Here is a 14012-nt window from a genome sequence, read left to right on the forward strand (position 1 = left end):
CCAACCAACCTCACGGAGACACAACGACATGATCAAGCACAAAGCCGCCCTGACCGCCATCGCCTGCGCACTCGCATTCGGCGCTTCCGCCGCGCACGCAGCCGACAAGCCGCTCAAATCGATCGGCGTCACGGTCGGGTCGCTCGGCAACCCGTATTTCGTCACGATCGTCAAGGGCGCCGAAGCGCGCGCGAAGCAGATCAACCCGAACGCGAAGGTCACGGCCGTGTCGGCCGACTACGACCTGAACAAGCAGTTCACGCAGATCGACAACTTCATTTCCGCGCACGTCGACATGATCCTGCTCAACGCGACCGATCCGAAGGCGATCGAGCCGGCGGTGAAGAAGGCGCAGGCGGCCGGCATCACGGTCGTCGCGGTCGACGTCGCGGCGGCCGGCGCGAATGCGACCGTGCAGACCAACAACGTGAAGGCCGGTGAGCTGGCGTGCGACTACATCGCGAAGAAACTCAACGGCAAGGGCAACGTGATCATCGAGAACGGCCCGCAGGTGTCGGCCGTGATCGATCGCGTCAACGGCTGCAAGACCGTGCTCGCGAAAAACGCGGGCATCAAGCTGCTGTCGAGCGACCAGGACGGCAAGGGCTCGCGTGAAGGCGGGATGAACGCGATGCAGGGCTACCTGACGCGCTTTCCGAAACTCGATGCGGTGTTCACGATCAACGACCCGCAGGCGATCGGCAGCGATCTCGCCGCGAAGCAGCTGAACCGTCCGGGCATCGTGATCACGTCGGTCGACGGCGCGCCCGATATCGAGGTGGCGCTCAAATCCAACACGCTCGTGCAGGCGTCGTCGAGCCAGGACCCGTGGGCGATGGCGCAGCAGGCCGTCAACGTCGGCTACGGGATCATGAACGGCCAGAAGCCGGCCAATCCGATGATCCTGATCGAGCCGATGCTCATCACGCGCGACAACGTGAAGACCTACAAGGGCTGGAGCTCCCCGCGCTGATCGCGCCACTCGCCCGCGAAACCGGGCGGAGCCGGGCCACGTCGCCGCGCGCGACGACCGGCGCCGCCCGCCCGCTCGCATCAACCGCTGCACGGCCCGGCCACCGGGCATCAACATGACGACGACGTTCCCCCGCCTGATCGTATTCGGCGAAGCGCTGACCGATTTCATCCGCGACGACGCACAGCGCTGGCACAGCGTCGCCGGCGGCTCATGCTGGAACGTCGCGCGCGTCGGCGCGCGACTCGGCGTGCCGACGGCCTTCGCAGGCACGGTCAGCCGCGACATCTTCGGCGACGAGCTGATGCGCAAAAGCGCCGACGCCGGGCTCGACATGCGTTTCACCCGGCAGGTCGACCGCGCGCCGCTGCTCGCGATGGTCGTGTCGAAGCAGCCGCCCCACTATTTCTTCATCGGCGAGAACAGCGCCGATCTCGCGTTCGACCCGGCAGACCTGCCCGCCGGCGCACTCGACGCAGCCGAGATCGTGCACATCGGCTCGCTCGGCGTCGTGCGCGAGCCGCTCGCGTCGCGCCTGATCGAGGCGGCACAGGCCGCGCGCGCGGCCGGCAAGCGAATCTCGTTCGATCCGAACTACCGTGCGCCGATGGCCGCGCCGTCGTATCGCGACACGCTGCGCCGGCTGGCCGCGCTCGCCGACTGGATCAAGGTATCCGACGAGGATCTTCACGGGCTGTTTCCCGAGCTCGACGAAACGGCTGCACTCGCGCAACTGCGCGCGTGGGCGCCCGATGCAACGATGCTCGTCACGCGCGGCGCATCCGGCATGCAGCTCCTGCATCGCGACACCGTGCTGTTCCAGCCCGCGTTCCCGACCGAGGTCGCCGACACGGTCGGCTGCGGCGACGCCAGCGTCGGCGGCTGGCTCGCGAGCCAGCTTGCGCGGCCCGATGCATCGGCCGCCGAGCATCTGCGCTACGCGGCCGCGTGCGCGGCGGTCGCCTGTGCGCACGCAGGCGCCTATGCGCCGACGGCTGCGGAAGTGGCCGGCATGATCGATCGCGCTGCCGACACCGTGCTGTCGCAATAGACCGCGCCGACGCGCCGCCCCATCACGCGGCAGTCGTTCCGCCGCTGCCGTCCGGAGGCATGCCGGCCTGCAGCAGTTGCAGACTTTCGTCGACGCTCAGTTCGGACATCGCGCCGTCGTGCAGCGTATCGTCCGCCGCGCGGCGCAATGCGTGCAGCGCGTGCATCTTGAGCCGCACGACCGCGAGCCGCAGCCCGCGCGCCGTGCATTCGGCCGCGAACGTGCGCAACGATTCGATCGTCGTGCCGTCGACATCCGGCGTTTCCTCGAGGCTCAACATCACGGTATGCGTATCCGGCGCGGCCTTCATCAACGCGCGCACGCGATTCAGCATCCGGTCCGCGTTCGCGAAGAACAGCTGCGCCTCGGGCCGCACGATCAGCACGCCCGGCACCGGCTTCGCGTCGGCATGGCTCGCGACGTCGACGAAGTCATGGCTGTCGCGCAGCCGGCCGAGCACGCTGACGTTCGGCTCGGACAGCTTGCGCAGCGTCAGCAGCAGGCTCACGCCGATGGCCGCCAGCAGCCCGTGCAGCACACCCAGCACGAGCACCGCGAGCAGCGCGGCGATCACGACGAGCCGGTCGCGATGCCAGTCCCAGTATGGCCGGAATACGGTCGGATGCAGTGAATGGCTGACCGCGAAGATCACGATCGCCGCAAGCACGGGCTCGGGCGTACGCGCGAGCTGCGGCAGCAGCAGCCAGACGATCAGCGCGACCACGCCGGCCGCCCACAGGCTGGCGAAGCGCGACTGCGCACCGGCCGCCTCGTTCGCCGACGTCGCCGAATAGCCGGCGCCGACCGGCATCCCGTGCAGCAGGCCCGACACGAGGTTCGCGCAGCCGAGCGCGACGAGGTCGCGGTTCGGCGACACGCTGTCGCCATGCTTCAGCGCGAAATTGCGGATCGATCCGTACGACTCCGCGTACAGGATCAGCATCAGCGCGAACGCGAGTTCGACCGTCTGCATCCACGCGTTGCGGTCGAGTTGCGGCAGGCCGAATTCGATGTGCCGGAAATCGATGTGGCCGACGATCGAGATCCCGTATCGCTGCCAGTCGATCGCATAGCCGGCCGCGATCGACAGCACGATCACGACGAGCGTCGCGGGCACGCGCGAGCGGCGCCCGAGCACGAACAGCAACGCCAGCGCGGTCGCGCCAAGCACGGCACTCGCGAGGTTCGCATGCGGTGCGCCGGTGATCAGGTCGAGCGCGACATGCGGCGCATCGCTGTGCTGCACGGAAATCGCGAGAATCTTCGGCAACTGCTTGATGACGATCGTCAGTGCGAGCCCGAACGTGAAGCCGCGCAGCACGGGCCGCGCGACGAAGTCCGACATGCCGCCGAGCCGCGCGACGCCCGCCAGGATGAACAGCACGCCCGTCATCGCGACCAGTGCAGCCGCAAGCGCGAGCTGTGCGGCAAGCGCCATTCCCGATTCCGCGAGCACGGTGGCCGCGAGCACGGCAGCCGACGACGACGTCGACGACACGATCGCGAAGCGGCTGCTGCCCGTGAACGCATAAACAACGAGCCCCGACAGCAGTGCGATGAGGCCGGCCTGCGGCGGCAGGTTGGCCAGCCCCGCATACGCGACCGCCTCGGGAATCAGCAGGCCCGCGATCGACAGGCCGGCCAGCGCATCGAGGCCGACGCGCCGCATGCGCGGCGGCGAGGCCGCGTCGAGCGCGGAGAAATGGTCGGCATGCTGCGGGCCGGCGTCGGGGCGGATCGGGGCGGTCGTCATGGAACGGTCGGCGCGGTGTGCCGGTCAGGGTTTGACGGCAATGATGCCCGACCAGCCGGGCAGATAACGCGCGTCCTGGTCGTGCGCGCGGCGCAGCGCGGCGTCGAGCGCCTTCGCGAAGTTCTTGCGGATCTGGTCGAGCGACACATGCTGGCGCAGGTAATCGGCCCACAGGAATTCGCTGAACGGCGTCGCATCCTTCGCGTAGCCGCCCGCGGTGCGCAGTTCGCCTGCGAGGCTGCGGTACGGATCGTCCTCCAGCCCCGTCAGCGCCTTCGGCAAATGCGCATAGTCGCGGCGCGACCCGTCCGCGCCGAACGGATGCACCCACTGGTTGTGCTCCATCATCCGCCAGAAGATCGTGTCGTCGAGCCAGGACAGATCCTTCAGCAGCATCGCATTCACGCGCGACTCGCCCTCCTCGATCAGCGCGAGGCCGAGATGGTGGTGATCGGTGATGTAGTGCAACCCGTCCGGGCCGATGACGGCAGGGAACCAGTGCGATTCGATCGCCGCCTTGCGCGCACGCTTGTCGAGCGTCTTCCAGTGCTTGCGCTTTGCCTTGACTTCGCGATAGCCGACCGTCATCTGCGTCGGACGCAGCGCGTCGAGCCTGACGGGAATGAGATGAACGTCTCTGCCGAGTGCCATGGTCGTACCCCATGTTGCGAAATTCCGGCAACGATACTCCTGATCGCGCGAGCCGTTAATACGTCATGACCTCGATACCTAGCCGATTGACGATCTCTGACAACCGCGCACGCGTGTACACGATGCCGCGCTACGCGCGCAGATCGTTGCGCTCGAGACGATGGCGAATGTAAGGAATGCCGTCGTGCACGACGCTCACGCGACGCATCCCGAGCTTGCGCGCGACGTTCAGCGAACCGCTGTTGGCCTCGGCGATATCGGCAATCACGCGCGGCAGGCGCACGGTATCGAATGCGTGCCGCACGACGGCGGCCGCGGCCTCGCTCGCGATGCCGCGCCCCCATGTCGTGCGCACCAGCCGCCAGCCGATCTCGACGTCGCGCGCACCGTTCGCATAGTCGGGAATCAGCAGGACCCAGCCGATGAACGCATCGGGTGCGGCCTTCTCGAAGATCGACCAGTAGCCGAGTCCCGGAGGATAGTCGCGCGTGATCCGGTGCGTGACGAAGCGGCGATGCTCGACGGGATCGTGCCACGGGCCCGCGACATGCCGCGTCACCTCGGGATCGCGATCCATCGCGATGCACGCGTCGAGGTCGGCCAGCACGCGCGGACGCAGCCACAGCCTGGCGGTTTCGAGCACGGGCAGCGCGGCATCGGAACGTTCGTTCATCGGGACTCCTGATTCGGTGACGATGCGCATCGAGCGCATTACATAACAAATACAAAAAGCCTTCCGGAATGATACAGATGCCTGTCGCCGGTCCGGCGCGGCTCCGTTTCCGTTTCCGAAACAGTTCATTTCGTAGGGATTATTCCCGATTCAGCGTTATCGCGCCCCACATCGCATGGCGCGGCGGCCTACACTCGATCAGTGCCCCCCGCACCGCGCGCAAGCCGGGCCGGCATCCGCATGCACATCGTGAGCGCGCAAGCCAACGAGGAGACCTCGGACATGAGCTGGACCCGCGAACAACGCAACGTCACGATCGCCGCCTACCTGGGCTGGACGCTCGACGCGTTCGATTTTTTCCTGATGGTTTTCGTGCTGAAGGACATCGCCGCCGAATTCTCGTCGACGATCCCCGCCGTTGCGTTCGCGCTCACGCTGACGCTCGCGATGCGCCCGCTCGGCGCACTGATCTTCGGCAGGCTCGCCGACCGCTTCGGCCGCCGCCCGACGCTGATGGTCAACATCGCGTGCTATTCGCTGCTCGAGCTCGCGTCGGGTTTCGCGCCGAGCCTGACCGCGCTGCTGGTGCTGCGCGCACTGTTCGGCATTGCGATGGGCGGCGAATGGGGCGTCGGCTCCGCGCTGACGATGGAAACCGTGCCGACCCATGCGCGCGGCTTCGTGTCGGGGCTGCTGCAGGCCGGCTATCCGAGCGGCTACCTGCTCGCGTCCGTCGTGTTCGGCCTCCTCTACCAGTACATCGGCTGGCGCGGCATGTTCATGGTCGGCGTGCTGCCCGCGCTGCTCGTGCTGTACGTGCGCACGCACGTGCCCGAATCGCCGGCGTGGAAACAGATGGAGAAACGCCCGCGCCCGAGCCTCGGGGCCACGCTGAAGCAGAACTGGAAGCTCACGATCTACGCGATCGTGCTGATGACCGCGTTCAACTTCTTCTCGCACGGCACGCAGGATCTCTATCCGACGTTCCTGCGCGAACAGCATCACTTCGATCCGCATACCGTGTCGTGGATCACGATCGTGCTGAACATCGGCGCGATCGTCGGCGGGCTGTCGTTCGGTGCGATCTCGGAACGAATCGGCCGGCGCCGCGCGATCTTCATCGCCGCGCTGATCGCACTGCCCGTGCTGCCGCTGTGGGCGTTCTCGAGCGGCCCGATTGCCCTCGCCGCGGGTGCGTTCCTGATGCAGATCTCGGTACAGGGCGCGTGGGGCGTGATTCCGGTCCACCTGAACGAGATCTCGCCCGACGAGATCCGCGCGACCTTCCCCGGCGTCGTCTACCAGCTCGGCAACCTGCTCGCGTCCGGCAACGCGACGATGCAGGCATCGCTCGCCGTGTCGCACGACAACAATTACAGCTTCGCGCTCGCACTCGTGGCCGGCACCGTCGCCGTCGCGATCGCCGTGCTGATCCTGTTCAGCCGCGAGCGACGTGGCATCGACATGACGCAATCGGTCAATACGCGTAGCGCGGTCGGCTGAACCCGCGCATTGACGCACCGCACCATCGCGCGCGCCCCGTCCCGCCGGGGTTGCGCGCCGCGCTTTCCGCAGATGCACATCGAACTAGAGGAATTTGACCAGATTCCCCACTTGCCCGCTCCGCCCGCGTTTTTTTATCTTAATAAAAACGACTGTTTGAATCAGACAATCAAATCACCTGTTCGCGGCCGGGCGACCGGCATGGGAGGCGGAACATGGCAGTAAGTCAGGAGGGGCGGCCATCCGCGGGACGGCCGTCCGGCGCTCGGTCATCCGGCACTCGGCAGACCGGCGGGACGAAGGCGCGCATCCTCGATGCGGCGGAGGACCTGTTCATCGAGCATGGCTTCGAGGCGATGTCGATGCGACAGATCACGTCGCGCGCGGCGGTCAACCTCGCGGCGGTCAACTACCACTTCGGCAGCAAGGAAGCGCTGATCCACGCGATGCTGTCGCGCCGGCTCGATCAGCTCAACCAGGAGCGCCTCGGCATCCTCGACCGCTTCGATGCGCAGCTCGGCACGCGCATCACCTGCGAGCACGTGCTCGGCGCGATGTTCATTCCCGCACTGAAGGCATCGCGCAACCCGGAACGCGGCGGGCCCGGGTTTCTCCGGCTGATCGGCCGCGCGTACACCGATCCGTCGCCGTTCGTGCGCAACTTCCTGACCGCGCACTACGCGAGCGTCGCGGGCCGCTTCTTCGACGCGTTCCAGCGCGCGTTGCCGCACCTGCCGCGCACGGAGCTCGGCTGGCGGCTGCACTTCGCGATCGGCGCGCTGTCCGGCGCGCTCGCGGGTGCCGAAACGGAAAGCCTGATCGACGAGTTCTCGCAAGGCCGCACGATGAACGACGTGCAGATGATCGCGCGGCTGTCGTCGCTGATCGTCGCCGCGCTGAAGGCGCCGATGCCCGACAGCGCGCAACTGTCGATCTTCGCGGCGGTACTCGACGACGCGGGTGCAAGCGAAGCGTTCGGGTTGCCGTCAAGTGCGGCTACCGCCGATACGGCGACGCTGCACTCCGCGAACTGAGCGCGCGAGGCCACGCGCGAGTTCCCGTTCACGAATTGATTGATACGCGGGGTCATGCGGCGCGCCGAGGCGCCCGTGTTGATCGCCCGTGAAGCATGGGGCATGGGCAGGCATGAAAGCGCCTGCCCTCGCCGAAAGCAAAGACCGGAGACACGTCATGTCATCTTCCGCAGCAACCGCAGCGGCCCAGGTTCCGCCGAACACCGACGGCATCTGGTACGCGTCATACCCGCCCGGCGTACCGCATGAAATCGACGTCGCGCAATACGCGTCGCTTGTGCAGTTCTTCGACGAATGCACGACACGCTTCGCGGAGCGCGTCGCCTATGTGAGCGCAGGCGCATCGATGACCTATCGCACGCTCGCGCAGAAAGTCGAAGCATTCTCGTCGTATCTGCAAACCATCGGCGTGAAGCCCGGCGACCGCGTCGCGATCATGCTGCCGAACACGTTTCAGTATCCGGTCGCGCTGTTCGGCACGCTGAAGGCCGGCGCGATCGTCGTCAACGTCAATCCGCTCTACACCGCGCGCGAACTCGCACACCAGTTGAAGGACAGCGGCGCGCAGACGATCGTCGTGTTCGAGAACTTCGCGAGCACGCTGCAGGAAGCGCTGCCGGAAACGCAGGTGAAGAACATCGTCGTCACCGCGCTCGGCGACCTGCTCGCCGACGGCTTCAATGCGAAAGGACGCCTGATCAATTTCGTGCTGAAGCACGTGAAGAAGCTCGTGCCGGCCTACCACCTGCCGCAGGCGATCCGGCTGCGCTCCGCACTTGCGCTCGGCGCACGCGGCAAACCGCAGCCGGTGCAGACGACGCGCGACGACCTCGCGTTCCTGCAATACACGGGCGGCACGACAGGCGTCGCGAAAGGCGCGATGCTCACGCACGGCAACCTGATCGCGAACCTGCTGCAGGCGAAGGCGTGGATCGCCGACCAGGTCTCGGGTGACGTCGAAACCGTGCTCACGCCGCTGCCGCTTTATCACATCTATTCGCTGACCGTGAACGCGTTCATCTTCATGGGGCTCGGCGGGCGCAACATCCTGATCGCGAACCCGCGCGACATGAAGATGGTGATGAAGATCATTCGCAACGAAACGTTCACGGGAATCACCGGCATCAACACGCTGTACAACGCGTTCCTCGACAACGAGGAATTCCGCAAGCGCGACTTCTCGAAGCTCAAGCTCGCGATGGCGGGCGGGATGGCGATGCAGCGCGCGGTCGCGGAGCGCTTCCAGCAGGTGACGGGACGGCCGGTGGTCGAAGGCTACGGGCTCACCGAATGCTCGCCGATCGTCACGATGAACCCCGTGAACCTGAACGACATGGCCTCGTTCAGCGGCTCGATCGGCCTGCCCGCCCCGTCCACCGTCGTGCGCTTTCGCCGCGAGGACGGCACCTGGGCCGCCATCGGCGAGCCGGGCGAGCTGTGCGTGCACGGTCCGCAGGTGATGCGCGGCTACTGGCAGCGTCCCGACGAGACGGCCAAGGTGATCGACGCCGACGGCTGGCTCGGCACTGGCGACATCGGCGTGATGGACGAACGCGGCTTCATCCGCCTCATCGACCGCAAGAAGGACATGATCCTCGTGTCCGGCTTCAACGTGTATCCGAACGAGATCGAGGAAGTGCTCGTGATGCACCCGGGCATCAGCGAGGCCGCCGCGATCGGCATTCCCGACGAGGTGCAGGGCGAGCGGATCAAGGTGTTCGTCGTGCGCCGCGACCCGTCGCTCACGGTCGACGACGTGCTCGCGCACTGCCGCAAGAACCTGACCGGCTACAAGATGCCGAAATTCGTCGAGTTCCGGGATGCACTACCGCAGACGAACGTGGGCAAGATCCTGCGCCGCGCGCTGCGCGACGAGGAACTCGCCAAACTCAAGGCCGCGAAGCAAGGCTGAACGATCCATCGCTCCGGGAGGCGCCGTCGATGAACGAAGGAATGAAACGCCGCGCGCGGCACGCTGCCGCCGCGGCGGTCGCGTGCATGCTATCGCTCGCGCGGCCGGGACTGCCGCATGCGCAGGAAACGGCCGACGCCGCAAGCGCGGCACTGGAGGTCGCGCTGCCGGCGGACCTGGCGAAAGTCACGCGCGAGCCGGTCGCGCAACAGGCGCGCTGGCTGCGCACGGCCGCGCAGCGCGGCACGCTCGCGCAGCTCGACGACGCGACGCTCACGACGCTGTTCAAGGCGCTCGATCCGCTCGCCGTGCCGCTTTATATCCGTAATGGTCCTAACGGCTATCCGTCATACCAGTTCACGATGGTGCGTCAGGAGCGCATCAGCGGGAAATGGTCCGACACGCCCGACCGCATGCTCGTGAAGACCACGCGCGAGCCGCTGCGGGTGTATGCGAAATGGCTGCCGGGCGGCGCGCATGCCGGACAGGAGACGATCTACGACACGACGCAGCGCAAGGACGAGATGTATGGCCATCTCGGCGGCCTGCTCGGCAAGATTCCGTTGTGGACGGCGCTCGACGGCGCGCTCTCGCGCGCCCAGTCGAATCACCAGGTGAAGGATCTCGGCACCGAGTTCATCACGAACCTGTACCTGACCGAAGGGAAGAAATACCAGGAAGCCGGCGTGCAGCGGCCGACCCGGGTGGAAGCAAAAGCGATCGACGGCGTGCGCGTCGTCGCGCTCACCTACGAAACGCCGACCGGCCGGCCGCAGTTCTACGCAAAGAAGGAAGTCCTCGGGCTCGACTTGCACGCGCCCTATTTCCGGACCGTCGAATCCTATGACAACGACGGCAAGATCTTCGAGCGGATCGTCATCGAGAAAATCGCGCCGGCGACGCTCGACGACACCGCATTCGCCCCGAAAAACCCCGACTACGCGTTCTGATGCGCGCCCGCGGGGCCTGCCTCGGGCTCAATCGTCATCGTCGTCGCCGTGGTGCTTGTGCCAGTGCCTGTAATAGTGCCTGCGCCACTTCCGGTAGCGATCGTCGTCGTCATCGCCGTAGTAGCCATAACCGTAGCCCGGATAGGCGACCACGGCCGGCTGCGGCGCCACATAGACCGGCGCCGGCTCGACATAGACCGGCGCGACCGGTACGCCGATGCCGACCGACAGGTCGACATGCCCCGCCATTGCACTCCCGGAAGCCAGCAACGCCACGCCCCCGATCAACCCTGCCACTTGCCTCTTGTTCATGCTCCGGATCCCTGATAAGCCGGCCCGCCCGGCTCGCGCGACAAATGTAAGTGCCGCCCGCGCACCGAGGTGATACGGCGTTGCGAGAGTCGTAACGCGACGTAACGAAACGGCGTTGGCCGTTCGGCCGAATCGCGAAAACTCGCCGCAACGTCTATAGTGGGTTACGGTTCGACACAATCACGACTGCGCGCTTCGCTATCGAACAGGGTAGAATTCCGCCAAACGCCTTGTGGACGAACACGCCACACACGCACAACATATTCTCTGACGCAGGCTCCTGCCGCACCTCAATGGCCAATCCCGCAGAATCCCATCCGCAAAACGACTTCATCAATTCGGCGCGCAAGGAACGTAAGCGCGTTGAAATCTATCTCGTCAACGGCATTCGTCTGACGGGATGTATCGAGTCGTTCGACCAGTACCTGGTGATGCTGCGCACCCCCGTGGGTCTGCAAGGCATCTACAAGCGCGCGATTTCCACGATCCAGCTCGACACCGGCGGCTCGCGCCCGGGCGGCGGCGGCCCCCGCGGTCCGCGCACCGGCGGGCGCCCCGGCGGCCGTGAAGGCGGCGGTCACAGCCCGTACGGCTCGCACGGCGGCCCGCGCGAATCGCGTGGCGACGGCGGCGGCTACGGTTCCCGCGAACCGCGTGAAGGCTATGGCTCCCGCGAGCCGCGCGAAGGTTACGGCTCGCGTGAACCGCGCGAAGGCTACGGCGCACCGCGCGAACCCCGTGAACCGCGCGAAAGCTATGGCGCACCGCGCGACGCCGGCGACGCATCCGGCAACACATCGCCGTCGGACGCACGCGGCGGCGGCAACGGGCCGGTGATCGTCACGCGCCGCCGGCGAATCGTACCGGACGGCCAGTAAAACAAAAGGGCAAGCCAACGGGCTTGCCCTTTTTTCTTGTGCGGCCGCCGGCGCGGCATGTCGCCGCACCGCCGCTCTCAGCTCAGCGTGCCGTCGCGGGCAGGCCCGCGTTGGCCTCGCGCTGCAGCGAACGCACCTGCTGCCGCAACGCGCGCAGTTGCGACTGGAGTTCGGCCTGTTGCGCCTGCAACGCGACCGTCTCGCTGCGTACGTTCTTCTGGCGATCCGTAACCGCTGCCTGCTGCTGGCGTGCGATCGAGATATCGGCCTGCAGACGCCGCGCGCGATCCTGCGTGACTTCGATCTGCTTGTCCATTTGCGCCTTCTGCGATTCCAGCTTCGCCGCCCGCAGCTCGTTGACGGCCAGCCGCTCCGCCTGATGCGAGAAATCGCGATAGATCGCTTCCGCACGCGTTTCGTCGTAAGTCTTGATGACGCGCCAGAACGCCTTCTGCTGGAACAGCGCGACGAAGTACGCACCGTCCTTCACGTTGAACAGCAGGCTCGCGCCGTAGCTGCCGTTGTAGCTCGTGCGCATTTCCGTCAGCGTGCGTGCCTGGATCTGGCGCTGCAGATCGTCGACCGTGCTCGGCCCCGTCGCCTCGCCCGCCTGCGGCTGCACCGACGTCTGGACCTGGGAATCGATCACCGGAATCGCGGCCACCGGCGCCGATGCCTGCTGCACCGCCGACGAATCGCTGCCTGCCAGCCCCTGCGCGTGAGCGCCCTGCATGCCCCCCACCATCGCGAGCAACACACACGCCCGCCCCCACCCCGTCATATGGCTCATGAAGTTTTTATTCCCCGCCCGAGTCGTTGTAATCCAGCGCGATTTTATCTCATTAATTACTCGCTTTCGCGTGTCTCGGGCTCTTCGTCGAATATCTGATACTTGCGCATCTTTTCCCACAACACCTTGCGGCTGATGCCGAGCTGCTGCGCCGTGTCCTGACGCCGCCAACCGTTTGCGTCGAGCGCCGTGATGACGCGGTTGCGCTCGTTCATGTCCCACTTGCTGCGATCGACGAAGACCTCGGCCACACTCTCCGCCGGCACCGGCTGTGCCGAGCTGCGCGCGTGCGCAATCAACCGCTGCAGCCGCGCGGCATCCCACCCGCCCGTCTGCCGCACCGTCACGCCGACACGCTCCGCGAGGTTGCGCAATTCGCGCACGTTGCCGGGGAAATAGCTGTCCGCGACCGAGTCCGTCAGCCAGTACGGCAGATCGGACACCTGGGCAAGCCGGTCGTCGCCGACGACCTGCGCGACGAACGACTTGAACAGCGCGATCTTGTCGACCGCGCCGCGCTCTTCCAGTGACGGAATGCTCAGCTCGATCACCGCGAGCCGATAGTAGAGATCCGCGCGGAACAGGCCTTCCTTCACGAGCTGCGGCAGCTTCTTGTTGCTCGCGGCGACCAGGCGGAAATCGACCTTGACCGACGTCGCCGCGCCGACGCGCAGCACCGCGCCGTCCTCGAGCACGCGCAGCAGCTTGACCTGCTGGTACAGCGGCAGATCGCCGACTTCATCGAGGAACAGCGTGCCGCCCGCCGCCTGCTCGAAATAGCCTTTATGCGCAACAACCGCGCCCGTGAACGATCCTTTCGCATGGCCGAAGAACAGCGATTCGAACAGGCCGTCCGGGATCGCGCCGCAGTTCACCGGCACGAATTCGCCGTGCCGGTAGCGCGAATGCTTTTCGTGCAGCAGTTGCGCGATGCGCTCCTTGCCCACGCCGGTTTCTCCGTGCAGCAGCACGTTGGTGTCGCAATCGGCGAACGTATCGACTTCGTGCAGCAGAGCCTGCATCGATTCCGAGTGCGCGACGAGTTCGGACGGCTGTAACGTTTCGGCCGCGTGCGCACGCAGTTGCGTGACGAGCTTGCCGATCATTCCGCGCAGTTCGGCGCACGTGAAGTCGAGCGGCAGGATATGCGAATACTCGGGCGGATAATGCGACGCGTCGTGGTCGCGCGCCGCGCCGACCCAGACGACCGGCATGCCGATGTTGGCCTGCCAGTCGCGCAGGAACGCCGCGCCGGTTTCGATCATCGACACGCTGATGATCGCCAGCGACGGCCGCAACGCGGCGCGCTCGGGCGAGATCTCCGCATTGTCGGCACGGATCACTTCGACGTCGAAGCTCGCCATGCACCGGGCGACGCGGTCGACAATATCCGCCTTGCCTTCCCAGACGTACAGGTCGAGTTCTGCGATTGCGGGCGTGGTTCTCATGATTCGGATGCGGCTTCAGTTATTGACGAGTTGCTTGGTATTGCAGGTCAGTGACCGGTTGCGGGCGGCAGCGACGCCGCCTGC

General features: G+C 66.3%; 13 protein-coding genes. 7 read left to right on the forward strand and 6 right to left on the reverse strand.

Going from position 1 to position 14012, the window contains the following annotated elements:
• Window positions 1–28 precede the first annotated feature (28 nt).
• Together OEJ37_RS16215 and OEJ37_RS16220 are read left to right on the forward strand one after the other, a co-directional pair.
• Window positions 29–973 (forward strand): ABC transporter substrate-binding protein, encoded by a 945-nt coding sequence (locus tag OEJ37_RS16215; protein ID WP_174421442.1) that lies wholly within the window; start codon window positions 29–31, stop codon window positions 971–973.
• A gap of 115 nt (window positions 974–1088) precedes the next feature.
• Entirely contained in the window at window positions 1089–2024 is a 936-nt protein-coding gene (locus OEJ37_RS16220) for a carbohydrate kinase family protein (RefSeq protein ID WP_175920324.1), read from the forward strand.
• Between the two features lie 22 nt (window positions 2025–2046).
• Here OEJ37_RS16220 and OEJ37_RS16225 read toward each other — a convergent pair whose 3' ends face one another.
• From OEJ37_RS16225 to OEJ37_RS16235, 3 genes are all read right to left on the reverse strand, one after another.
• Complete coding sequence (locus tag OEJ37_RS16225; RefSeq protein WP_174421440.1) at window positions 2047–3777, reverse strand: SulP family inorganic anion transporter; 1731 nt, start codon at window positions 3775–3777, stop codon at window positions 2047–2049.
• Between the two features lie 24 nt (window positions 3778–3801).
• On the reverse strand, window positions 3802–4428 hold the full coding sequence (locus tag OEJ37_RS16230; protein ID WP_152861480.1) for a ParB-like protein: 627 nt from the start codon (window positions 4426–4428) through the stop codon (window positions 3802–3804).
• A gap of 130 nt (window positions 4429–4558) precedes the next feature.
• Window positions 4559–5101 carry a GNAT family N-acetyltransferase gene (locus OEJ37_RS16235; protein WP_175920323.1) on the reverse strand — a complete coding sequence of 181 codons (543 nt, stop codon included), beginning with the start codon at window positions 5099–5101 and terminating at the stop codon, window positions 4559–4561.
• 282 nt (window positions 5102–5383) lie between these two features.
• Between OEJ37_RS16235 and OEJ37_RS16240 the strand changes: the two genes are divergently transcribed.
• The 4 genes from OEJ37_RS16240 (at window position 5384) to OEJ37_RS16255 (ending at window position 10500) form a co-directional block, all read left to right on the forward strand.
• The gene (locus OEJ37_RS16240) at window positions 5384–6604 is read left to right on the forward strand and encodes an MFS transporter (protein WP_174421438.1); all 1221 of its coding nucleotides are present in this window, start codon (window positions 5384–5386) and stop codon (window positions 6602–6604) included.
• A 215-nt stretch (window positions 6605–6819) separates the two neighbouring features.
• Complete coding sequence (locus tag OEJ37_RS16245; protein WP_174421437.1) at window positions 6820–7638, forward strand: TetR/AcrR family transcriptional regulator; 819 nt, start codon at window positions 6820–6822, stop codon at window positions 7636–7638.
• 157 nt (window positions 7639–7795) lie between these two features.
• Window positions 7796–9550 (forward strand): AMP-binding protein, encoded by a 1755-nt coding sequence (locus tag OEJ37_RS16250; RefSeq protein ID WP_174421436.1) that lies wholly within the window; start codon window positions 7796–7798, stop codon window positions 9548–9550.
• A 29-nt stretch (window positions 9551–9579) separates the two neighbouring features.
• Window positions 9580–10500, forward strand: a complete 921-nt coding sequence (locus tag OEJ37_RS16255; RefSeq protein WP_263344842.1) for a DUF1571 domain-containing protein — start codon at window positions 9580–9582, stop codon at window positions 10498–10500.
• A gap of 27 nt (window positions 10501–10527) precedes the next feature.
• Here OEJ37_RS16255 and OEJ37_RS16260 read toward each other — a convergent pair whose 3' ends face one another.
• On the reverse strand, window positions 10528–10812 hold the full coding sequence (locus OEJ37_RS16260; RefSeq protein ID WP_174421434.1) for a hypothetical protein: 285 nt from the start codon (window positions 10810–10812) through the stop codon (window positions 10528–10530).
• A gap of 293 nt (window positions 10813–11105) precedes the next feature.
• On the opposite strand from OEJ37_RS16260, the gene hfq reads away from it, so the two are divergent.
• The gene (gene hfq / locus OEJ37_RS16265; protein WP_174421458.1) at window positions 11106–11690 is read left to right on the forward strand and encodes an RNA chaperone Hfq; all 585 of its coding nucleotides are present in this window, start codon (window positions 11106–11108) and stop codon (window positions 11688–11690) included.
• Window positions 11691–11772: 82 nt separating this feature from the next.
• Here the strand turns inward: hfq and OEJ37_RS16270 are convergent, their stop codons facing one another.
• A complete protein-coding gene (locus tag OEJ37_RS16270) occupies window positions 11773–12480 on the reverse strand; it encodes a DUF2968 domain-containing protein (protein WP_175920321.1) in 708 nt (235 codons plus the stop codon).
• A gap of 56 nt (window positions 12481–12536) precedes the next feature.
• Window positions 12537–13928 (reverse strand): sigma 54-interacting transcriptional regulator, encoded by a 1392-nt coding sequence (locus OEJ37_RS16275; RefSeq protein ID WP_174421432.1) that lies wholly within the window; start codon window positions 13926–13928, stop codon window positions 12537–12539.
• Window positions 13929–14012 lie beyond the last annotated feature (84 nt).

Source organism: Burkholderia sp. BKH01, from assembly GCF_025685725.1.
Lineage (GTDB): Bacteria > Pseudomonadota > Gammaproteobacteria > Burkholderiales > Burkholderiaceae > Burkholderia > Burkholderia pyrrocinia_C.